Raw genomic sequence first — 21,217 nt, 5'->3', positions numbered from 1 at the left:
AAGCGTACGTAAAGGTGAGCGGACGAAGCGGGGCGCTTCTGGTAGTGGCCGGTACCGGCGGGTGGCCCGCCCCGGCCCTCGGAAGCCCCCACGGCAGCCGCTCCGGGCACGGTGCGCCGCACCCGGCTGAACGCCGCACCGCTGGTCACCGAGGGCGGGCCGGGTGCCGGTCCCGGCCGCAGGGCGCGCGCCTCCCGTTCCCCGAAACCGCCCCGCCGGCGGCGGACGTCCCCAGGAGTGCAAGGGAGATCGCGACCGGGCGAGCGGACGAGGAGAGTGGCGGAGATGGCGCACGAGCGGGACGGGGCACCGGCACGGAGGCGGGTTCTGCTGGGCATGTCGGCCGCCGGGGCCCTGCTGGCCGCCGGGTGTTCCGGAAACGGCGAGGGCGCGGCGGAGAACGGCGGGACGGGCCCCGCGTCACCGGCCCCCGGCCACGCCCCCGCCGGGGTCCTCGCCGCGAACTTCAACGAGGATCCGCGCGGGACCACCCTCGACCGGCTGAAGGGCGTCAAGGCCGGTTGGGTCCGCGGTTTCGTGCCGATGCCCGAGGTCGAGGACGGTCACGCCGGGCGGCAGCGGGGCATCGCCGCGCTACTGGCCGCGAGCCACGCCGGGTGGGGTACCGTGCTGTCGCTGAAGTTCCCCTTCACCGGGCGGCCGCTGCCCGCGCCCGGCAGCGCCGCCATGAACACCGAGCTGAAACGCGTCGACCAGGTCCTGGACGCCACGCTCGGCACGGTGGACATCCTCGGCATCGGCAACGAACCGTTCCTCGAATCCCGCGCCGACGATCAGCGCCGCGGCCGCTTCAACGCCTTCTACGAGGCGCTCGCGCGGCACATCGTCGAGCGGCGCAAACAGCGCTTCCCCGACGGCTGCCGGACCCGGCTCTACATGGGCGCGCTCAACCGTCTGGAGGATCCGGCCACCCACGACGCCGCGCACGCCCGCTGGCTGACCTTCGTCCACGACACCCACGAGATCGAGGGCGTCGACATCCACCCCCATGTCGCCGCGATCGAGGACACCGAGGCGTATCTGACGTACGTACTGCCTCGTCTGCGCCCCGAACAGCGTTTCCTGGCGACCGAGTTCTCCCTGGTGCGGTTCTGGAAGCAGCACCTGAAGGACCATGTGCCCGCCTCGTTCGCCCGCAGCCGCGGCATCCCGGCGGACACCCCCGTCTGGCAGGCGCTCCGGGACGCCGCCGCGCACCCGCTCCCGCAGGCCGACTGGAAGCGCCTCCTGCTCGACAGCGCCTGGTTCGGCTCCCACCGGGACTTCCTGACGCACCAGATGCAGCGGTTCCGGGCCACCGGGCGCCTCGCGGTCGCCGCGTACGGCGTCGCGCAGGGGCCCGCAATGGTCCACGGCTTCGGGCCGACGTCCCAGCCCTGGCTGCTGAACAGCGTCTACTCCAACCTCACCGTCCAGCCCTCCGCCGATGGCACGCCCGCGCCCAACCCGGCCTGGTACGAGGAGTTCCGGGCGCTCCAGCGGGCGGAGGACCGGCTTCCGGTGCGTACCGGGACCGTCCCGAGCTGACCGCGCCCATACCGCCCGCCCGGGCCGCGGCGGCGAAGGGTCAGGAATCCGTAATGCCGCCCACATCGGACGCAACCCGCCGCGCACTCCGGCCCTCTGGAGGGGTGCGGGACACGCCACCCACGGGGCCACTCCCGTTCGACCGTCACACCACGCGTGCACGACGACATGCTCCGTGGCTGCCGTCCGGAGGACGCGCCGCGGGAAGGGAAGCCCATGACCAGGACGACGAGGACCGGGACACGGACGACGTACACACCTGGCGGGTGGCGGGTGGCCGTCACCGCCGCGCTGGGGCTGGCCGCGCTGGCGCTCACCGCCGCGCCCGCGCAGGCCAAGGGCACCGTGGAGGTGACGGCGCCGCGCACCGCGGCCGTCGGCAAGACCTTCACGGTCGCCGCGCACGGGGACGACGACGCCGCCTCCTCTCTGCGGGTGTGCCTCCAGGAGCGCAGCCGCGGGCAGGGCTGGCACCAGGTGGCCTGCGGCGCCGTCGTCGATCGGGGCGGTCCGGAGGCGCGGGCCGTGGCGCACCCGAGGAGCGCGCGGCGCGGCCCGGTGGAGTTCCGCGCGGTGGCGTACGGGCTGACCGGACCGCACGACCGGCACCCCGAGCGCTGGCGGACCTCGGCCGTCGCGACGGTGCAGGTCCGCTGAGGCATCCGGGGCCCCGGATCCGCGCGGATCCGGGGCCCCCGCGTCAACTGGCTTCACCGCAGGGCTGGTTCAGGAACCCGCGGTCGTCAGGGTGAGCTGCCACTTCGTCAGCGCCTCGTCGACCGGCTGGAAGACCGTCATGGTGTCGCCGCCGGTGCTACAGGTCGCGGTCCCGCCGCCGGAGTGGATGCCGACCGCCTTCGGGTCGCCGGGCTGGGTGACGTACGAGCCGCCGGAGTCACCCGCGGCGGAGCAGGCGTTGGTGAAGGACAGTCCTTCGACCACCACACCGCCTTCGTAGTCCACGGTCTGGTCGACGGCGGTGATCTCGCCGCAGTGCCAGCCGCTCGCCTCGCCCGAGCGGCACACGGAGGTGCCGACGATGCCCTCCTGCGAGCCGGTGACGGCGACCGGGGCGCCCTTCTCACCGGCCACGTCGGGGCTGAGCTTCCAGGCCGGCTGATCGACGTCGACGAGCCCGAAGTCACCCTCGCGGCCGTCCACGCTGTGGGTGCCGCCGCGGTTGGAGGTGCCCATCCGGCTGCCGTCCTTGCCGTACGCGACCTGGTCCGCGGTCTCGGTGCAGTGACCCGCCGTCAGGAAGCCGCGGCGGCCGCCGCCGGTCACCGAGAAGCCGATGGAGCAGATGCCCTCCTCGCCCGGCGTCCACTTCTCGCCGCCGACGACGGTGCCGCCCTGCCGGCGCGGTGCGTCGGCGGCGCGGACGACACGCACCGCGATGCCGGTGGGGGCGCCCAGCTGCTGGGCCTCCTCGGTGAAGGAGTCGGTGGCGGCGGTCCGGGTGCGGGTGTCGACCCGGACGGTGACGGCGTTGGCGCGCTCGTCGACGCCCCACCCGGTCACGCCCGGCACGCCCTTGCCCGCCTTGGCGTCGATCTGCTCCAGCAACCCGGTGAGCTGGGCGCGGCTGTGGGTGACGCGCTGCGCGACGGCCCCGGCGTCCTTCACCAGCTTGGCGTCCGCGTCCCGGGTGACCGCGACGACGAGTTTGCCGCTCTTCTTGTCGAACCACATGCCGGCGGCGCGGCCGGCCAGCGCCTGGCGTACCGCCTTCGCCGCGCGCGCCGCCTCCGTCTCCTGCGCGAGCCGGGCCCGCGCTCCCTCCGGCGTGAGGCCCAGGTCGCGCCGGATCGCGTCGAGCATCGCGCGGTTCGTGGGCTGCGGGCCCGGGCCGGGGGACGGTGCGGCGTGTGCGGCGGCGAGCGGGGTGACGGCGGCCAGGACGACGGCGGCGGCCGCGCCCCGGACGGCGGCGGTGCGGTGGCGACGGTGCATGGAGGCTCTCCTCGCAGGTCGGTTGCGTCGGCCTGTCGAGCCTCCTCGACCCCGCCGCCGTCGGCGCGGGCAAGATCACCGCGGCAGGATGGCCCGATGACGTCCGACACGCGGAACGCCGGCCCCGGGCCCTGCGGCCCCGACCCGTTCGGCGGGCTGCCCGCGGCCCTGCGCGACATCGCCTACTCGGCGGCCCGCCATCCGGGAGCCAGGTCACCTGATGGGTCGTCATCGGAGGGGAGCGGCGCCCCCGATCTGTCGGCGGGCGCCAACTGCCAGCTCTACGCGTACGCGGTGCTGCACCACCACGGTCTGGTCGCACCGCCGCTGCGGTCGTCGGAGCTGTGGGCGGACACCGCCGCCACCCGCCGCGTCACGGTCGCCCGCCCGCTGGATCTGGTGCTCTTCGACGGCGGGCCGGTGGCCGGACGCCCGGAGGGGTACGGCGCGCACGTCGGGGTGCATCTGGGCCCGGACCGGGTGCTGCACCTGTGCAAGGAGGTCGGCCGCCCGGCGGTCTGGCGCTACGCGGAGTTCGCGGCGCGGGCGCGGTATGCGCGGACGTTGGGGATCAAGCGGGTGGTGCGGACGGGGAGGGGGCGGGCAACCGCGGAGCGGACGGGCTGACGCCGGGCACGGGCGGCGGCTCCGGGCTCACCCTCGGCCGCCGCCGCCGCGCCCCGGCGTCAGAAGCCGCCACCGCCGCCGAAGCCCCCGCCGTCGCCGAAGCCGCCGTCCCCGAAGCCGCCGCTGAAGTCACCGGGGTCGAAGTCGGAGCCGGAGAACTCGCCGCCTTCGGTGCCGCCGAGGTCCGCGCCGTAGGCGTGCGGGGTTGTCATCAGATTGCCGAGCACGGTGCCCATCAGCAGCGCGGGCAGCAGTCCGCCGCCGAAGTAGCCGCCCGCCCAAGGCGCGTAGGCGGGACCGGCGTCCCAGTAGGGGCGGTCGCCCTCCGCGGTGCGGACCGTGCGGGCCAGCGGCTCACGGCCGTCGTCGAGGCGCGCCTTGTCGGCGGCGCAGACCGGGACGGTGCGCGCGGCGCCGCCCGCCGGGGCCCACTCCACGTCGACCACCGACGGTCCGTGCCGCGGGTCGAAGAAGCAGGGCAGACGCCGCTCCGGCAGCGGGGCGCCGGTGCGGCGGGCGGCCAGCGTCGCGAGCGAGAACCGTCCGTCCTCCAGCGCCTCGGTCACCGCCCGCACATCGTCCGGCCGTTCGGCCGACGCCATCGCCGACTTGGCGGTCTCGTACGCGTCGAGCGCGCGGCTGTAGTCGTCGCGCATCGCATCGTCGGCGCCGGGCTCACCGGGCCGGAAGTCCAGCCGGTCCAGCTCCTCGCCGAAGGCGGTGATGTCCTCGTCGACGACGACCCGCAGGTCCTCCAGCGCGGCGCGCTCCTGCTCGGCGCGGCGGCGCCGGTTGCGGCGGGTGAGGGCGTAGGCGCCGCCACCGCCGACGACGGCCAGCACGCCCAGCCCGACGAGGGTGCCGGTGCCCGGGCCCCCGCCGCCGTCGCCCTCCCAGGCGGCCGGGGCGTGGCCGTTCGCCTGCTGGATCGCGGTGTCGACGAAGCTGTTCAGCCGCTCGTCGACGGACGGGTACCCGGAGCGCTTCACCGCGCCGACGAGGTTCTGCACCGAGCTGCGGGACATCACCCGGGTGTCGGCCCCGGCGTTGAAGCCGTCGCCCAGCTCCACGGCGTAGACGCCGCTGATGCCGGTCTTGGTGCGCAGATCGCGCAGCAGGGTGTCGGGGCGGTACTCGGCGGTGCGGGGCAGCACCGCGACGAAGACCGGCTTACCGGAGTTCTCGATCTTCTTGGCGAGGGCGTCGGCCCGCTCGCGGGGCAGCTGGGAGGCGGCGCGCGGGTCGACGTAGACCGGGCCCTTGCGGAGGGCGGCGGCCGCCTCGTCGAGCCCGCCCGCCGCCCGCGCCGTGGACGCCGGTGCGACGGCGGGCACCAGCAGCGCGGCCAGCAGGACCAGGAGGGGCAGGAGCAGCACACGGTGGCTGACGGTCTTCATGCCCACGACGCTACCCGAACGGCGTATTCAGGACATCAGTCTCGGCGGTGGGAAGCGACGCCCGGGGCCGGGGCGGGGAGCGGCCGCGGTCTGCCGCTCCCCGCCCCGGGCGGTCACGGTGCGGGCAGTTCCACCAGCTCGGCCAGGGCCGCGCGGTGGCGGCCCGGGGCACCGAGCGCGCTCTCGTCGCTCTTGGCCCGCTTCAGGAAGAGGTGCACCGGGTGCTCCCAGGTCATGCCGGTGCCGCCGTGCAGCTGGAGGCACTCCTCGGCGGCGCGCACCGCGACCGGCGCGCAGTACGCCTGGGCCACCGCGACGGCGACCGGTGTGTCCGGGCTGCCGGTGGCCAGTGCGTCGGCGGCGTTGCGGGCCGCGGCGCGGGCGGAGGCGATATCGAGCCAGAGCGCGGCCATCCGGTGTTTGAGCGCCTGGAAGGAGCCGACCGGACGGCCGAACTGGGTGCGGGTACCGGTGTGTGCGACGGCCGTGGTCAGGCACCACTCGGCGATCCCGAGCTGTTCCGACGCGAGGAGCCCGGCGCCCGCCGTGAGCGCCCCGCGCACCGCGGCGACGGCGCGATCGCCGGTGGCCAGCGGCGACCCGGCGGCGCCGTCCAGGGTGAGCGTGGCGAGCGGGCGGGTCAGGTCGAGCGGGGTGAGCGCGGTGGTGGCCACGCCCGCGGCGGGCACCTCGACCGCGTACAGCGCGGGGCCGTCCGGGCCGTCGGCGGGGACGAGCAGCACCTCGGCGCAGGCGGCGTCGGCGACGGAGGTCACCGTGCCGCGCAGGGTGCCGTCCGCCTCCGCCCGGACCGTCGGCCGCGCGGTCGTGAACGGCTGGTCGGGGGCGGTGGGCAGCGGCACGGCGAGGACGGCGACGGCGCCCGCGGCGAGCCGGGTGAGCAGCGCGCCGACCGGCGGCTGCCCGGTGCCGCAGCCCAGCAGCGCGGTGACCGCGACGACGGCGCCGGTCAGATAGGGCACCCGGGCGACGGAGCGGCCGGTCTCCTCCAGGACGACGGCGGCCTCCCGGGCGCTCGCGCCCGCCCCGCCGAACTCCTCGGGGATCAGCAGCCCGGCGGCGCCGATGCCGGTCGCCAGCGCGTCCCACAGACCGGTGTCGCAGGCGCGGCCCGCTTCGAGGTCGGCGAGGACGGTGGCGGGATCGCTGCGGGCGGCGAGCAGAGCGCGGACGGCGGCGCGCAGATCGTCCTCGCTCTCGCCGTAGAGCAGATCGGATGCGGGCGTGTCGGCGGTCATCGGGGGAGGTCCTTCCACGCGACGTCCTTGTCGGTCCGCGGCTCGGGCGGCAGTCCCAGGACGCGTTCGGCGACGATGTTGAGCAGCACCTCGGAGGTGCCTCCTTCGATGGAGTTCCCCTTGGCGCGCAGATAGCGGTAGCCGGCCTCGCGTCCGGTGAAGTCGACGGACTCGGGGCGGCGCAGCGTCCAGTCGTCGTACGTCAGGCCGTCCTCGGCGAGGAATTCCAGGTTCCAGCCGCTGATCTGCTGGGCGAGGCGGGCGAAGGCGAGCTTCATGCCGCTGCCCTCGGGGCCCGGGGCGCCCTTGGCGAGCTGCTGGCGCAGCCGTTCGCCGGTGAGCCGGGTGACCTCGGCCTCCACCCAGAGCGTGAGCAGCCGCTGGTGGAGGTCGTGGGTACGCAGTTCGGGGCGGGCGCGCCAGTCGGCGGCGGCGATGCCGATCATGCCGCCCTCGCGCGGGGTGGCGGCGCCGCCGATGGCCACCCGCTCGTTCATCAGGGTGGTGCGGGCCACCTCCCAGCCCTGGCCGACCTCGCCGATGCGGTGGCTGTCGGGGAGCGAGACGCCGGTGAGGAAGACCTCGTTGAACTCGGCCTCCCCGGTGATCTGGCGCAGCGGCCGGACCTCCACGCCCGGGGCGGTCATGTCGCAGATGAAGTACGTCAGGCCCTGGTGCTTGGGGAGCGACGGGTCGGTGCGGGCGACGAGGATGGCCCAGCGGGCGAGATGGGCGCTGGATGTCCAGACCTTCTGGCCGTCGATCACCCAGCGGTCGCCGTCGCGGACCGCGCGGGTGGCGAGCGCCGCGAGGTCGGAGCCGGCGCCCGGTTCGCTGAACAGCTGGCACCAGACCTCCTCGCCGGTCCACAGCGGCCGCAGATGGCGGCGCCGCTGCTCCTCGGTGCCGTGGCGCAGCAGGGTGGGGGCGGCCATGCCCAGGCCGATGGCGAGGCGGCCGGGGTTGTTGCCGGGGGCGCCCGCGGCGGCCAGTTCGGCGTCGACGACCGCCTGGAGGGCGCGCGGCGCGTCGAGCCCGCCGAGCCCCTCGGGGAAGTGGACCCAGGCCAGCCCGGCGTCGAAGCGGGCCCGCAGGAAGTCGAGGGGGGCGGTGGTGGCGGGCGGGTGCGCGGCCAGCAGCCGGGCGGTGCGGGCGCGCAGGTCGGCGGCGTCGGTCATCGTCCCGCCTCCGCTCCGGGCAGGACGACGAGACGGCCGGTGGTGGTGCCGTCGGCGACCCGCTGTACGGCGTCGGCGGCGCCGTCGAGCGGGACGCGCTCGCCGATCAGCGGGGCGACGGCGCCCTTGGCGGCCAGCTCGGTGAGGGCTTCGTGGCAGGCGTCGACGGCGCCCGGGTCCTTGGTGTTGTAGAGGCCCCAGTGGAGGCCGAGGACCGCGTAGTTCTTCACCAGCGCGTGGTTGAGGGCGGCGGTGGGGATCGCGCCGCTGGCGAAGCCGACGACGACGATGCGCCCCTCGAAGGCGATGCACTTGACGGATTTGGCGTACGCGTCACCGCCGACCGGGTCGTAGACGACATCGGCGCCACGGCCGTCGGTGGCGTCCTTCACGGCGGCGACGATGTCGTCGGCGCGCCGGTCGAGGACGAGGTCGCAGCCCAGCTCACGGGCGACGCGGGCCTTTTCGGCGCCGCCGGTCACACCGATCACCCGGGCGCCCGCGGCCTTGCCGAGCTGGACGGCGGCGCTGCCGACGCCGCCGGCCGCGGCGTGCACCAGCAGGGTCTCCCCCGCCTGGATCCGGGCCCGGCGGTGGAGGCCGAACCAACCGGTCTGGTAGCCGATGTGGAGGGCGGCGGCCTCGGCGTCGTCCAGGGACTCGGGCGCCGGGCGCACGGCGGCGGCGTCGACGGCCACCCGCTCGGCGAACCCGCCGTCCGGCAGCGGCGGTTGGGCCAGCACCCGCTGCCCGACCGCACCGCGCGCCCCCTCGCCCACGGCCAGCACCTCGCCGCAGATCTCCACGCCCGGGGTGAACGGCAGCGGTGGCCGGACCTGGTACTGGCCGCGGCAGAGCAGTGCGTCCGGGAAGTTGATGTTCGCGGCCCGCACCCGCAGCAGCAGCTGCCCGGGGCCCGCCTCCGGCTCCGGCACCTCCTCCAGCCGCATCACCTCACGCGGTTCGCCGTTCGCGTGTACGCGCCATGCCTTCACCAGCTGCCTCCCGGGCCGTGGGTACGCGGACGGCGCGCGGACCGTGGGGGCTCCGGCGCGCCACGGGCATACTAAGCGGTCGGTATCCCGGAGGGAACCGCTTCCGGAAACCGTCCGGCGGGCCCGCCGGGCGCCCCGCGCACCCGCCCGCGCCCCGGCGCGAACGGGCGTGCCGGGCCGGCGGGTTCACCGGGCGTCGGCTCAGCGCACGGGACGGTGGCGCACCGCGTGGGCCCGCAGCGCCGCCCAGCTGCCCGGGTCCTCGAAGCCGAGCGCCCACAGCCCGGTGCCGCGGACGCCGTACCGGTCCAGCACCTCCTTGTGCGCCGCGACGCCGCGCGCGTCCTGGTACCAGACCTCGTGGGTGTGGCCGTCGCGCCGGTAGCGGAAGTGCGGGGTGCCGGAGGCGGCGTCGAAGCGGTACGGGGCGCCCGTGCTGCGGCGCAGCGCCTCCGCCTCCTTCCAGGTCCGGTGGGTGGCGCGGCCGCCGGCGGTCCGGTCCCAGTCCCAGCCGTAGCCGGGGAAGGCGACCTCGATCTTGTGCCGGGGGACGGTGGCGGTGGCCCGGCGCAGGAACGCGTCGTACCACCGCCGGGAGGAGAGCGGTCCTGCCGCGCCGCTGGACCAGTGCAGGTCGTAGCCCATGATGCGGAACCGGTCGGCGACCTTTCCCAACTGCCGGTAGTCGTACGCCGCGCCGGAGCCGCCGGTCTGCGGCACGACGGTGACGACGCACTGCTTGCCGAGGGCGTGCAGCCGGGCACAGAGGTCGGCGGTGAGCGCGTTGTACCCGGTGGCGACCCGGTCGTGGTCGGCGGCGCCGCCGGTGAGCGCCATCGTCTCGTAGTCCAGGTCGATGCCGTCGTAGCCGTGGCCGCGCACGGTCCGCACCAGCGCCTCGACGTGTGCGGCACGGCGCCGCCGGTCGAGCATCAGCCCCGCCATCTCCTTCGCGCCGAGCGTCTCGGTGACGGTCGGCACCACCTTGATCCCGGCCCGCCGCAGCCCCCGGACGATGTCGCGGCGCCCGGCCCCCGGATGGGCGGTGACGGCGGTGTCCCCGGTCGCCTCGTACCAGAACGGGCTGACGGTGTGCAGCTGATCGGCGTGGCGCAGCGCGTCACGGTAGGCGGCGTCCACATCGCCCCAGTAGGGCAGCCAGGCGGAGGCGGTACGGGCCGGATCGTGACGGGGTTTATCGGCGGTGGCGGGCGAGGCGGAGGCGAGCGGTCCGGCCAGTGCGGCCGCGGCGAGCAGAAGGGCGGTTCCGGTACGGGCCAGGGACGATGAGGGGCGATCCATGCCCCGAGCCATGCCCGATGCCACCGGAGCCGTCCCGGGCGGCTCCGCCGAACGGCGCCGGACGCGGCGGACATTCCGCCGTACGGGGCAGGCGCCGCCTCAGCGCCGACGGCCCGTCAGCTCTCCAGGAGCGCCCGGAGGCGGTGGGCCTGACGTTCCGTCGCGCCCGGCGGGTTGCGGCCCGGGCGACGGCAACGCCGCCACCCGGTGGCGCGGCGTCGGGCGCCGGGGCGTCCCCGGTGACGCCGGACGGCGCGGCGGCGAGCCAGGCGCGGCCCGCGTCGAGCGCGCGGCGCACCACGGGCGGGCGCGGGCGGTCCGCCGGGCGGGCGTACCAGCGCCTCAGCCGCTCCGTCACCGCCCGTTGGTGGCCGGGCCGCAACGGGAGCGCGGCCAGCTCCCCGGGCGGGAGGGCGGTGTGCACGGTCCGGAGCGCCGCGGCCCAGGCGTCCAGCTCCGGTGCGCCCAGCGGGCGGCCGCGGAGGGGGCGCCGGGCAGGCGACTCATCGTCAGCGCACCGGGCCGGGACGCGCCGCGCTCCAGGATCACCGGGGCGAGGCCCGGTGCGTGGACCGCGAGCAGCCGCAGGGCACGTATCTCACGCGCCCGGGCGTCGCCGTGCCCCGGGCGGTACATCTTGATCACCCGGTCCGGAAGGAGCGCCACCCGGTGCGTGCTCCACGGAACGGCCTCCGCCGCTCCCCCGTCCTCCTCCGTCATGTCCGGCCCTCCCCCACCGCCCTCGCGTCCTCTCTCACGTCCGCCCCTCCCGCTCCTGGGCGTCGCGGAGGGCGGCCGACGGGGTGGCCCAGTCGGCCCGGACGACGGGGAAACCGGCGCGGGCGACCGCCTCGCAGACGAGGGCGTCGTCGTCGACGAGATGGCAGACCTCCCGGCCGCGGGCGAGGCGGCGGAGCAGGTCGAGCTTGGCGTGGCGGGCCGGGCGGCGGCCGTCGTCGGCGCGCATCCGGAGCGTGCCCTCGGGCAGGCCGTGGGCGGCGAGCCAGTCGAGGGTGGGGCGGCGGTACTTCTCGGGGCGGCCGGTGAGGTAGGCGATCTCGCAGTCGCGGGCGTCGGCCAGGACCAGGGCGACGCCCTCGGCGAGCGGCGGGTCCTCGGGCGCGGCGGCGAAGAACGCGGCCCAGTCGCGCGGGCGCCGGTCGAGGAAGTGCTGGCGGTGCCCGGTGTCGGCGAGGGTGCCGTCCAGATCGAAGACCGCCAGGGGACGCCGCGTCATGACGCACCGCCCGCTCCCCGCGCCCCCGCGGACACGGCGTCGGCCTCCCCGGCCGGGGTGACCGCGATCCGGCCGGACTCCAGCGCCTGGGCGAGGGAGACCTGGTCGTGGGCGACATCGACGCAGGTGGCGGTGGACATCCGGAGGCTGGCGTCGGGCTCCGGGGCCGGGCCGTCGCCGTAGACCGGGGTGTCGCCGCCGAGCGTGACGTGGAAGGTGCCCTCGTCGAGGACGACGTCGAGGACGCCGATGCCGGGAGCGGCGGGGGCCGCCGGGTCGCCGGAGAAGTGGGCGGCGAGGCGGGTGAGGAGCGGGACGGCGAACCAGTGGGCGCGCACCGCGTCGGTGGGGCGCGGGTCGCCCAGGGCGGGGGCGCCCCAGTCGGCGAGGGCGGTGAGGACCGGCAGCAGCTCCCGGCCGCGCGGGGTGAGTTCGTAGACGAAGGCGGCGCCCGGCGGGGCGAGGCGGCGGCGGGTGACGAGCTCCTCGCGCTCCATGTCCTTGAGGCGGGAGGCGAGCATGTCGGTGCTGACGCCCGGGAGGTCGGTGTGCAGGTCGGTGTAGCGGCGGGCTCCGCCCAGCAGTTCGCGGACGATGAGGAGCGTCCAGCGGTCGCCGACGGCATCGAGGGCGCGGGCGACGGCGCAGTACTGGTCATAACTTCGGCGCGACATGACTCCAGCATAGACATATGGTTGGACTTTCCAAGTGCGGGCTTGGTAAAACCAAGTACGGTGAGGAAGCCGGGTTCCGCCGCACCGCGCGGCGGCCGCGGACCGGCCGGCACGGCGCACGGGCGGGCACCGCCCACCACGCGCCCCGGCCACGTCCCGCAGCCCGGCGAACGACGAAGGGGAGGCCGCCGCATGCAGTTCAAGCAGTCCAGCAAGTTGGCCGATGTCTGCTACGAGATCCGGGGTCCGGTGATCGAGCAGGCCGACGCACTGGAGGAGGCCGGGCACAGCGTGCTGCGGCTGAACACCGGAAATCCCGCGCTCTTCGGCTTCGAAGCGCCCGAGGAGATCCTCCAGGACGTCATCCGCAACCTCTCCCGGGCGCACGGCTACACCGAGTCCCGCGGCATCCTCGCCGCGCGCCGCGCGGTGGCCCAGCACTATCAGGGCCGCGGGCTGCCCGAGGTCGGCGTCGACGACATCCATCTGGGCAACGGCGTCTCCGAGCTGGTCTCCATGGCCGTCACCGCCCTCCTCGACGACGGCGACGAAGTCCTCGTCCCGGCCCCCGACTTCCCGCTGTGGACGGCGGTGACGACGCTGGCCGGCGGCAAGGCGGTGCACTACCTCTGCGACGAGTCGGCGGACTGGCTGCCGGATCTGGACGACCTCGCATCCAAGATCACCGACCGCACCCGTGCGCTGGTCATCATCAACCCCAACAACCCCACCGGCGCCGTCTACCCCCGCGAGTTGCTGGAGGGCATGCTCGACCTCGCCCGCCGCCATCAGCTGCTGGTCTTCGCCGACGAGATCTACGACCGGATCCTCTACGACGGCGAGATCCACCACCACGCCGCAGCACTCGCCCCCGACCTGGTGTGCCTGACCTTCAGCGGGCTGTCCAAGGCGTACCGCGTCGCGGGCTTCCGCTCCGGCTGGCTGGTCGTCTCCGGTCCGCAGCAGCACGCCGCCGACTACCTGGAGGGCCTGGGCACCCTCGCCTCCATGCGGCTGTGCCCCAACGCGCCCGCACAGTACGCCGTCCAGGCGGCGCTGGGCGGCCGGCAGAGCATCGAGGGCCTGGTGCTGCCCGGCGGCCGCCTCCACGCCCAGCGGGACGTGGCGTGGGAGCGGCTGAACGAGATCCCGGGCGTCTCCTGCGTCAAACCCCGCGGCGCGCTGTACGCCTTCCCCCGGCTCGATCCGAAGGTGTACCCGATCCACGACGACGAGAAGTTCGTCCTCGATCTGCTGCTGCGGGAGAAGATCCAGGTCGTCCAGGGCACCGGCTTCAACTGGCCGCGCCCGGACCACTTCCGCATCCTCACCCTCCCGCACGCCGACGACCTGGACGCCGCCATCCGCCGCATCGGCCGCTTCCTCGGCGGCTACCGCCAGTGACCGGCCGCCGGGCACGGCACTCGGGGCCGCCGCCACGCCACCTCACCCGGACGGCCGTACCGCCCGGGGGTACCCCGCGCCCCCGCCGTGCCGCGCAGCTCCGGCCCGTCGGCCGCCGACCGCCGCCCGCGGGCGCCCGAAGCCCCCTTGAGCACACGCGCCACAGCGGCTTAGGTGGAGGGCGGCAGCCCAGCCGCCCCGGAGGGGAGAGGGAAGCGATGCCCGTACGACCCGCGGTCAGCGAAGCCGAACTCGAAGCTCATCTGCGCGGAATCTGTTTCAAGACCGGTCCGCCCCGCCGGATCGGCGTCGAGATCGAGTGGCTGGTCCACGACGCCCGCGCCCCCCGAAGTCCCGTCGCACCGTCCCGACTGCACACCGCCGCCGACGCGTTGCGGCAGCTCCCCCTCGCGTCCCGTCTCACCTTCGAGCCGGGCGGTCAGCTGGAGCTCAGCTCGCCGCCCGCGGCCTCCCTGATGTCCTGCATCGAGACGGTCACCGCCGATCTCGCACAGGTCAGGCCCGTCGTACGGGCCCACGGCCTCGGCCTCGCCGGTCACGGCCACAACCCCTGGCACGCCCCCAGCCGGGTCCTCGCCGAGCCCCGGTACGACGCGATGGAGGCGTACTTCGACCGCTGGGGCCCGGCCGGCCGCTCCATGATGTGCGCCACCGCATCGGTGCAGGTCTGCCTGGACGCAGGCCACGAGGAGCCCGGCCCGCTGGGCCTGGGCCGCCGCTGGCTGCTGGCCCATCTGCTGGGCGCCGTCCTGTCCGCCGCGTTCGCCAACTCCCCCACCAGCGAGGGCTGTCCCACCGGCTACCGCACCACCCGGCAGCTGGTGTGGTCGCAGCTCGACCCGGCGCGCACCCTCGCCCCGCCGCCGGGCGACGACCCGCGCACCGCCTGGGCCCGGTACGTCCTCGACGCCCCGGTGATGTGCATCCGCGGCGCGGACGGCCCCTGGGACGCCCCCGAGGACCTCACCTTCCGCGACTGGATCCGCGGCGCGGCGCCCCGGCCACCGACCCGGGAGGATCTCGACTACCACGTCACCACCCTCTTCCCTCCGGTGCGCCCACGCGGCCACCTGGAGCTGCGGATGATCGACGCGCAGCCCGGGGAGCGCGGCTGGGTGGTCCCGCTCGCCGTCACCGCCGCGCTCTTCGACGACCCCGAGGCCACCGAGCGCGCCTACCGCGCGGTCAAGCCCCTCGCGGAGACCGCCGGCGCCCGGCCCGCGCCCCGTAATCCGCTGTGGCGCCGGGCGGCGCGCGCCGCGCTGACCGACCCGGAGCTGCACGCCGCCGCGCTGATCTGCTTCGACGCGGCACGCGAGGCGCTGCCCCGGCTGGGCGCCGGGCCCGAGGTGCTGGCCGCCGTCGACGCGTTCACCGCGCGCTACGTCGCCCGTGGCCGCTGCCCCGCCGACGATCATCTGGACGTCCTGGACGAGGTGGCCGCCGCGGGTGTGCCCGAGGCCGGTACAGCTCCGGGGAAGGAGAGCCCGTGAACCACGATCCCGAGGCGCTGCGGAGCCGCGCGGCCACCGCGCTGCTCGCCGCCCGCGACCGCACCCACCTGCTGACCGGCTGCGTCGAGGAGCCCGATCTCCTCGCCCAGCACTCCCCGTTGATGTCGCCGCTGGTCTGGGACCTGGCGCACATCGGCAATCAGGAGGAGCAGTGGCTGCTGCGCACCGTCGGCGGCCGCGACGCCCTCCGCCCGGAGCTGGACTCCGTCTACGACGCGTTCGCGCACCCCCGCGCCAGCCGCCCGTCCCTGCCGCTGCTGGGCCCTGCCGAGGCGCACGGCTATGTCGCCGAGGTCCGCGGCCGGGTCCTGGACATCCTGGAGGGCGCCGCGCTGCACGGCGCTCCGCTGCTCGACGCCGGTTTCGCGTTCGGCATGATCGCCCAGCACGAGCAGCAGCACGACGAGACGATGCTCATCACCCACCAGCTGCGCCGCGGCCCGGCCGTCCTCACCGCGCCTGCGCCCCCGGACACCACCGACGGACCGCTCCCCGCCGAAGTGCTCGTCCCCGGCGGCCCGTTCACGATGGGCACCTCCACCGAGCCGTGGGCGCTGGACAACGAACGGCCCGCGCACCCCCGCACCGTCGCACCGTTCCATCTCGACACCGCGCCCGTCAGCAACGCCGCCTATCTGCGCTTCATCGAGGACGGCGGCTACGACGAGCCCCGCTGGTGGGCCGCCGAAGGGTGGGCTCAGGTTCGCGAACACGGCCTGCGCGCCCCGCTGTTCTGGCGGCGCGAGGGCCGCGGCTGGGTGCGCCGCCGCTTCGGGGTCACCGAGGAGGTGCCGCCCGACGAGCCGGTGCTGCACGTCAGTTGGTACGAGGCCGACGCCTACGCACGGTGGGCGGGGCGGCGGCTGCCCACCGAGGCCGAGTGGGAGAAGGCCGCCCGCCACGACCCGGCGACCGGCCGCTCCCGGCGGTATCCGTGGGGCGACGCGGACCCGGAGCCCGTCCACGCCAACCTCGGCCAGCGCCATCTGCGGCCCGCCCGGGTCGGGAGCTACCCCGCGGGCCGTTCGCCGCTGGGCGTGGGGCAGTTGATCGGCGATGTGTGGGAGTGGACCGCCGACGACTTCCTGCCGTATCCGGGGTTCGCCGCCTTTCCGTACCGGGAGTACTCCGAGGTGTTCTTCGGCGGGGCGTACAAGGTGCTGCGGGGCGGTTCGTTCGCCGTCGACCCGGTGGCGTGCCGGGGGACGTTCCGCAACTGGGACCTTCCGGTGCGGCGGCAGATCTTCGCCGGATTCCGCACCGCCCGCGACGCCGCCCCGGAGGCCGCATGAGGCGCCCGGGGCCGCCACGGGGAGGGCGGTGAGCGATGTGCCGTCATCTCGCCTATCTGGGCCCGCCCGTGCCCATGCGGCAGATCGTCCTCGATCCGCCGCACAGTCTCCACCACCAGTCGTGGGCGCCCCGCCACCAGCAGAGCGGGACGGTCAACGCCGACGGTTTCGGCGTCGGCTGGTACGCGCCGGACGACCCCGAACCGGCCCGCTACCGCCGCGCCGGGCCGATCTGGGCCGATGAGTGTCTGCCCGGCATCGCCCGGGTGGTCCGTACCGGCGCGCTGCTGGCCGCGGTGCGGGACGCCACCGAGTCGGGCGCCGACGCCGAGGCGGCGGCCGCGCCGTACACCGGCGACGGCCACCTCTTCAGCCACAACGGCGCGGTCCGCGGCTGGCCGGATGCGCTGGCGCCGCTCACCGCCTCCCTGCCGCCGGCCGATCTGCTGCGGCTGGCGGCCCGCTGCGACGCCGCGTTCTGCTGGGCCCTCATCCGCAACCGGCTCGCCCGGGGCGACGACATGGGTCAGGCGCTGGCGCACACCGTCGACGCGGTGGCCGAGGCGGCGCCCGGCTCGCGGCTGACGTTCCTGATGACCGACGGCACCGCCATCGCCGCCACGACCTGGGGCGACCCCCTCTTCCATCTGCCGATCCCGGGCGGCGGCACCGTCGTCGCCTCCGAGCCGTACGACGACTCCCCCCACTGGACCGAGGTGCCCGACGCCACCCTGCTGCGGGCCACCCGCGACGGCGTCCACCTCTCCCCCCTCAAGGAGCGCACCCCGTGAGCCCCTTCACCCTCACCCGTACCCTGCCCGCCGACGCCACCACGGCGGCGCTCCGCGCCGATGTCCGGCGGGGGCTGACCCACGACCCCAAGGAGCTGCCGCCGAAGTGGTTCTACGACGCCCGCGGCAGTGAGCTGTTCGACGAAATCACCCGGCTGCCGGTCTACTACCCGACCCGCGCCGAACGCGAGATCCTGCTCACCCGCTCCGGCGCCATCGCCGCGGCGACGGGCGCCCGCACCCTGATCGAGCTGGGCTCCGGTTCGTCGGACAAGACCCGCCATCTCCTCGACGCGCTGGAGCTGCTGGACACCTACGTCCCGGTCGACGTCAGCGCGTCCGCTCTGGAGGCGGCCGGGAAATCGCTCCTCGCCGAGCACCCCCACCTGACGGTCCATGCGCTGGTCGCCGACTTCCAGCACGGACTGACGCTGCCGGACACCCCGGGGCCACGGCTGCTGGCGTTCCTCGGCGGCACGCTCGGCAATCTGCTGCCCGGCGAACGCGCCGTCTTCCTGCGCGACCTGCACGACCTGCTCGCCCCGGGCGATGCGCTGCTGCTCGGCACGGACCTGGTCAAGGACGAGGCGACGCTGGTCGCCGCGTACGACGATCCGCAGGGCATCACCGCCGCGTTCAACCGCAACGTCCTGCACGTCATCAACCGCGAGCTGGACGCCGACTTCGACCCGGACGACTTCACCCACCTCGCCCGGTGGAACGCCGACGACTCCTGGATCGAGATGCGGCTGCGCGCCCGCCGGGCGCTGACGGTCAAGATCCCGGCACTCGGCCTGGCGGTGCCGTTCGCCGACGGTGAGGAGCTGCGTACCGAGGTCTCCGCGAAGTTCCGCGAGAACGGCATCCGCACCGAACTCGCCACCGCGGGGATGGATTTGACCCATTGGTGGACGGACGCGGCAGGGCGTTTCGCGCTGTCGCTCTCGGTGCGCCGCTGACCGATCCGGCCCCGTCACCGCCCTCCCCGGCCCGCCGCGCGGATTCCGCCCGGCGGGTCCGTGTGGTTCGATACCTCGATCACCTGTACGCACCGGTGGGTCCGGGCGTACGACGGACCAGGGGCAGGGGTGGCGGGGATGGGGCTGGATCGACGGGGCTTCCTCAAGGGCGCGGCGGCGTTGGCCGGCGCCGGCATGCTGGCGGGCGCCGGTGCGGGCGCCGCGGTGGCCGCACCCCGCCGAACGGCGACGGTCTCCGCGCAGAACTGGCTGGCGGCGGTCGGCGACGCCACCCCGGTCCAGCGGCTCTCGATCCCCGGCACCCACGATTCCGGCGCCCGGCACGGCGGCCCCTGGGTGGAGTGCCAGAACACCTCGGTCGCCGAGCAGTTGGCGAGCGGTATCCGCTACCTCGACGTCCGCTGCCGCGCCATCGACGACGTCTTCGCCATCCACCACGGCGCGTTCTACCAGGAGTTGATGTTCGGCGACGTACTCAACGCCTGCCGGGACTTCCTCGCGGCGCAACCGTCGGAGACGGTGCTGATGCGGGTGCAGCAGGAGTACTCCGAGGTGGCGGCGGAGGAGTTCCGCCGGATCTTCGACCTCTACCTCGACACCAAGGGCTACCGCCCGCTGTTCCGGCTCGACGGCGGGCTGCCGACGGTGGGCGAGGCACGCGGCCGGGTGGTGCTGCTGGCGGACGCCGACGCCATGCCAGGGGTGCGGTACGGCGCGCCGGAGCTGTTCGACATCCAGGACGACTACATGACCGAGCCGATCGGGAAGTTCCCGAAGATCGAGGCGGAGTTCCGCAAGGCGGTCGCCGAACCGGGCAAGCTCTTCGTCAACCACGTCAGCACCGCCGCGCTGCTGCCGCCCCGCTCCAACGCGGACCGCCTCAACCCGAAGGTCAAGAGCCTGCTGGAGGGCGAGGGCGCCGGCTGGCAGGGGCTCGGCATCGTCCCGATGGACTTCCCCAACGAGACGGGACTGGCCGAGACGCTCATCCGGCACAGCATCGGGGACGCGCCGGCGTAGCGGGCAAGGAGCGCGCCGGGCCCCGCGGAACCCGGCGCGCCGCCGTCACTTCCCGCCGCGCGGCTCCACCGTCTTCAGGACGTTCGGCAGCGGATACCAGTCGGCGGTGGCGAAACTGGCGTGGGCCCCGGCGAGTTGCCGGACCCGGGCCAGGGCGTCGCTCTCGCCGGGCTTCGTCCCGTCGATCGCCGGGGCCACCTTGTGGGCGTCCGTCATGATCAGCAGGTAGTGGCGGGTGTCGTACCAGGCGGTGTCGACACCGTCGGCGAGGTAGGTCGAGGCGTCGCCGTCGAACATCACGAACCACGGGCGCAGCGAGGCGTCCTCGTACCGGCTGCGGGGGTCACCGGCGGCCGCGCCGTGCACCGCCGGGAAGGCCGTCGACCGCCCCAGCTCGCCCTGGGCGGCGAGGTCCTTGAGGTGGCGGGCGTACTCGACGTCCGTCCAGAGCTTGTCGAGGGGGTTCTTCTCCTCGACCGTGCCGGGGATCAGCTCGAAGAGGAACTTCCCCTTGAGCGCGTCCCGTTGGGGCCACCCGCCGGCGCGGACCGCCTCGTCCGGGGTGGCGTGCTTGCCGGTGAGGTCGCCGGGGCCGTAGACCGCATCGCCCAGCTTGGCGCGGACGAGGGCGTCGAAGGCGGCGGGGCCACGGCCGCCCTTCTCGTTGAAGCCGTCCTTCATCTCGACCTTGATGAGCACCGGCCGGTGGCCGGGGTGTGCGTCGTGCCAGGCGCGCATATCGGCGAGGCAGCCGCCGAAGTCCTGGTCACGGCCCTTGGAGCGCAGCTCGGCCGGGGTGGTCGCGCCCTCGCAGTTGCTGTTGTTGCCGAGCGGGTTGCTGTGCGAGACGCGCCAGGAGCGGCCGAAGCCGTTGGTCCAGACGTCGAGCTCGACGAGTGCGGCACCGGAGTCCAACGCGTCCGCGAGATAGGGGTACTTGTCCTTCTCGTAGGCATTGTGGACGCCGACGGAGGTGCTGGTGGCGTAGGTCGCCGGGGCCGTCTCGGCGCCCGCGGTGGCCGCCACCGTGATCATCCCGGCCGCCGCCACGGCCACCGCTCCTGCGCCCCACGCCTTTTTCATCGTCCCGCTCTTCCTCTCGATCCGCGGCCGCGCACCGCGCTGCCGTCCGCCGGTCGCTCACCCGGTCGAATGGGCAGCAGCGTACGGGAGTTGACTTCGGGCGGGGAACGGAAACGGCAGGTCGGGCACGTTCGGGCGCCGGTCATGGCAGGCTGCACGGGCCGTGGCCGCAGGGGCCCGGCGGAGCAGAGGAGCAACCATGTCCGAACGGACCCCGCGGAGCGGATTTCCGGTCGCCGCGGTCGTGTTGACCGGGATCGTCGCGCTGTACATGGCGCTCGTCGCGTTCGGCAACATCACGGATTTCGGCACCAACCAGGAGTTCGTCCGTCATGTGCTGGCGATGGACACGACGTTCCGGGACGAGGACCTGATGTGGCGGGCGGTGACCTCCCGCAGAGTGCAGGACGGCGCATACATAGCGATCATCGTCTGGGAGACGCTGGCCGCGGCGCTGCTGACGATCGGCGCGCTGTGGTGGGCGCTGCGGCTGCGGCGGGATTCCCCCGGCCGGGCGCGGACGGTCGCGGTGGCCGGGCTGGTGATGGTCCTGCTGCTGTTCGGCGCCGGGTTCCTCGCGGTGGGCGGTGAGTGGTTCGCGATGTGGCAGTCGAAGCAGTGGAACGGGCTGGACGCGGCGACCCGCAACTTCACGGTGGCGGGCCTGGCCCTGCTGGTGGTGCAGGGCGCGGGCGCGAGGCGCCGGGAGGAGGGCGACCGGGACGCCTTCTCGGACCGGACGGACTACTGACGGACCGCCGGGAGATGCCGTCCGGGGCGCCCTGCGGGTGCGGCGCCCCGGACGGCGGCCCGGGGGGGGGGAACGGGGGGCACCCCCGAACCTCCCTCCGTCGGCGGGTTCCCCGCGCAGGTTAAAGCGGGGGGACGCGGGGGTGGGGGGGTTCCCAACGGTGCGGTGACTGCACGACTGTTCAGGGGGTT

20 protein-coding genes are annotated in these 21,217 nt (G+C 74.9%); 10 read left to right on the top strand and 10 right to left on the bottom strand.

The genetic code is table 11. From position 1 onward, the window contains the following. Window positions 1-285: 285 nt before the first annotated feature. Both ACZ4U4_RS23335 and ACZ4U4_RS23330 read left to right on the top strand, forming a co-directional pair. The gene (locus tag ACZ4U4_RS23335; protein ID WP_467877576.1) at window positions 286-1,548 is read left to right on the top strand and encodes a hypothetical protein; all 1,263 of its coding nucleotides are present in this window, start codon (window positions 286-288) and stop codon (window positions 1,546-1,548) included. A 216-nt stretch (window positions 1,549-1,764) separates the two neighbouring features. Next, complete coding sequence (locus ACZ4U4_RS23330; RefSeq protein WP_467877573.1) at window positions 1,765-2,205, top strand: hypothetical protein; 441 nt, start codon at window positions 1,765-1,767, stop codon at window positions 2,203-2,205. Between the two features lie 69 nt (window positions 2,206-2,274). On the opposite strand, the gene ACZ4U4_RS23325 is transcribed toward ACZ4U4_RS23330, so the two are convergent. Continuing rightward, window positions 2,275-3,501, bottom strand: a complete 1,227-nt coding sequence (locus ACZ4U4_RS23325; RefSeq protein WP_467877570.1) for a S1 family peptidase — start codon at window positions 3,499-3,501, stop codon at window positions 2,275-2,277. A gap of 96 nt (window positions 3,502-3,597) precedes the next feature. Between ACZ4U4_RS23325 and ACZ4U4_RS23320 the strand changes: the two genes are divergently transcribed. Beyond that, window positions 3,598-4,128: a cell wall hydrolase gene (locus ACZ4U4_RS23320; protein ID WP_467877568.1), complete on the top strand. Its 531-nt coding sequence runs from the start codon at window positions 3,598-3,600 to the stop codon at window positions 4,126-4,128. Between the two features lie 59 nt (window positions 4,129-4,187). Here ACZ4U4_RS23320 and ACZ4U4_RS23315 read toward each other — a convergent pair whose 3' ends face one another. From ACZ4U4_RS23315 to ACZ4U4_RS23280, 8 genes are all read right to left on the bottom strand, one after another. Then, on the bottom strand, window positions 4,188-5,525 hold the full coding sequence (locus tag ACZ4U4_RS23315; RefSeq protein WP_467877565.1) for a hypothetical protein: 1,338 nt from the start codon (window positions 5,523-5,525) through the stop codon (window positions 4,188-4,190). A 113-nt stretch (window positions 5,526-5,638) separates the two neighbouring features. Then, the gene (locus tag ACZ4U4_RS23310) at window positions 5,639-6,784 is read right to left on the bottom strand and encodes an acyl-CoA dehydrogenase family protein (RefSeq protein WP_467877562.1); all 1,146 of its coding nucleotides are present in this window, start codon (window positions 6,782-6,784) and stop codon (window positions 5,639-5,641) included. After that, complete coding sequence (locus ACZ4U4_RS23305; RefSeq protein ID WP_467877559.1) at window positions 6,781-7,962, bottom strand: acyl-CoA dehydrogenase family protein; 1,182 nt, start codon at window positions 7,960-7,962, stop codon at window positions 6,781-6,783. The genes ACZ4U4_RS23310 and ACZ4U4_RS23305 overlap by 4 nt, the downstream gene beginning before the upstream one ends. Continuing rightward, window positions 7,959-8,957 (bottom strand): NADPH:quinone oxidoreductase family protein, encoded by a 999-nt coding sequence (locus ACZ4U4_RS23300; RefSeq protein ID WP_467877557.1) that lies wholly within the window; start codon window positions 8,955-8,957, stop codon window positions 7,959-7,961. The genes ACZ4U4_RS23305 and ACZ4U4_RS23300 overlap by 4 nt, the downstream gene beginning before the upstream one ends. 201 nt (window positions 8,958-9,158) lie before the next feature. Further along, window positions 9,159-10,259 (bottom strand): glycosyl hydrolase family 18 protein, encoded by a 1,101-nt coding sequence (locus tag ACZ4U4_RS23295; RefSeq protein WP_467877554.1) that lies wholly within the window; start codon window positions 10,257-10,259, stop codon window positions 9,159-9,161. 354 nt (window positions 10,260-10,613) lie between these two features. Then, on the bottom strand, window positions 10,614-10,979 hold the full coding sequence (locus ACZ4U4_RS23290) for a hypothetical protein (RefSeq protein ID WP_467877551.1): 366 nt from the start codon (window positions 10,977-10,979) through the stop codon (window positions 10,614-10,616). 34 nt (window positions 10,980-11,013) lie between these two features. Further along, window positions 11,014-11,496, bottom strand: coding sequence for a phosphatase domain-containing protein (locus ACZ4U4_RS23285; RefSeq protein WP_467877549.1), 483 nt, complete (start codon window positions 11,494-11,496; stop codon window positions 11,014-11,016). Further along, a complete protein-coding gene (locus ACZ4U4_RS23280; RefSeq protein ID WP_467877546.1) occupies window positions 11,493-12,170 on the bottom strand; it encodes a winged helix-turn-helix transcriptional regulator in 678 nt (225 codons plus the stop codon). The genes ACZ4U4_RS23285 and ACZ4U4_RS23280 overlap by 4 nt, the downstream gene beginning before the upstream one ends. A gap of 192 nt (window positions 12,171-12,362) precedes the next feature. Here ACZ4U4_RS23280 and ACZ4U4_RS23275 point away from each other — a divergent pair, with 192 nt between their 5' ends. The 6 genes from ACZ4U4_RS23275 to ACZ4U4_RS23250 all read left to right on the top strand — a co-directional run bounded on the left by ACZ4U4_RS23275 (window position 12,363) and on the right by ACZ4U4_RS23250 (window position 19,192). Beyond that, window positions 12,363-13,574 carry a pyridoxal phosphate-dependent aminotransferase gene (locus ACZ4U4_RS23275; protein WP_467877544.1) on the top strand — a complete coding sequence of 404 codons (1,212 nt, stop codon included), beginning with the start codon at window positions 12,363-12,365 and terminating at the stop codon, window positions 13,572-13,574. A 218-nt stretch (window positions 13,575-13,792) separates the two neighbouring features. Then, on the top strand, window positions 13,793-15,088 hold the full coding sequence (egtA, locus tag ACZ4U4_RS23270; RefSeq protein ID WP_467877541.1) for an ergothioneine biosynthesis glutamate--cysteine ligase EgtA: 1,296 nt from the start codon (window positions 13,793-13,795) through the stop codon (window positions 15,086-15,088). Then, entirely contained in the window at window positions 15,085-16,401 is a 1,317-nt protein-coding gene (egtB, locus tag ACZ4U4_RS23265; protein WP_467877538.1) for an ergothioneine biosynthesis protein EgtB, read from the top strand. The genes egtA and egtB overlap by 4 nt, the downstream gene beginning before the upstream one ends. Before the next feature lie 35 nt (window positions 16,402-16,436). Next, window positions 16,437-17,192, top strand: coding sequence for an ergothioneine biosynthesis protein EgtC (egtC, locus tag ACZ4U4_RS23260; protein ID WP_467877535.1), 756 nt, complete (start codon window positions 16,437-16,439; stop codon window positions 17,190-17,192). Then, the gene (egtD, locus tag ACZ4U4_RS23255; protein WP_467877533.1) at window positions 17,189-18,151 is read left to right on the top strand and encodes an L-histidine N(alpha)-methyltransferase; all 963 of its coding nucleotides are present in this window, start codon (window positions 17,189-17,191) and stop codon (window positions 18,149-18,151) included. Before egtC ends, egtD begins: the two co-directional genes overlap by 4 nt. Before the next feature lie 138 nt (window positions 18,152-18,289). Next, window positions 18,290-19,192 carry a phosphatidylinositol-specific phospholipase C gene (locus tag ACZ4U4_RS23250; protein ID WP_467877530.1) on the top strand — a complete coding sequence of 301 codons (903 nt, stop codon included), beginning with the start codon at window positions 18,290-18,292 and terminating at the stop codon, window positions 19,190-19,192. A 45-nt stretch (window positions 19,193-19,237) separates the two neighbouring features. Here ACZ4U4_RS23250 and ACZ4U4_RS23245 read toward each other — a convergent pair whose 3' ends face one another. Next, a complete protein-coding gene (locus tag ACZ4U4_RS23245) occupies window positions 19,238-20,275 on the bottom strand; it encodes a phosphatidylinositol-specific phospholipase C domain-containing protein (protein ID WP_467877527.1) in 1,038 nt (345 codons plus the stop codon). Between the two features lie 199 nt (window positions 20,276-20,474). Here ACZ4U4_RS23245 and ACZ4U4_RS23240 point away from each other — a divergent pair, with 199 nt between their 5' ends. Beyond that, complete coding sequence (locus tag ACZ4U4_RS23240) at window positions 20,475-21,026, top strand: DUF2165 domain-containing protein (protein ID WP_467877525.1); 552 nt, start codon at window positions 20,475-20,477, stop codon at window positions 21,024-21,026. Window positions 21,027-21,217: the final 191 nt, after the last annotated feature.

The organism is Streptomyces sp. NPDC029159, assembly GCF_055564055.1.
This window is presented reverse-complemented; position numbering and strand designations above follow the sequence as displayed.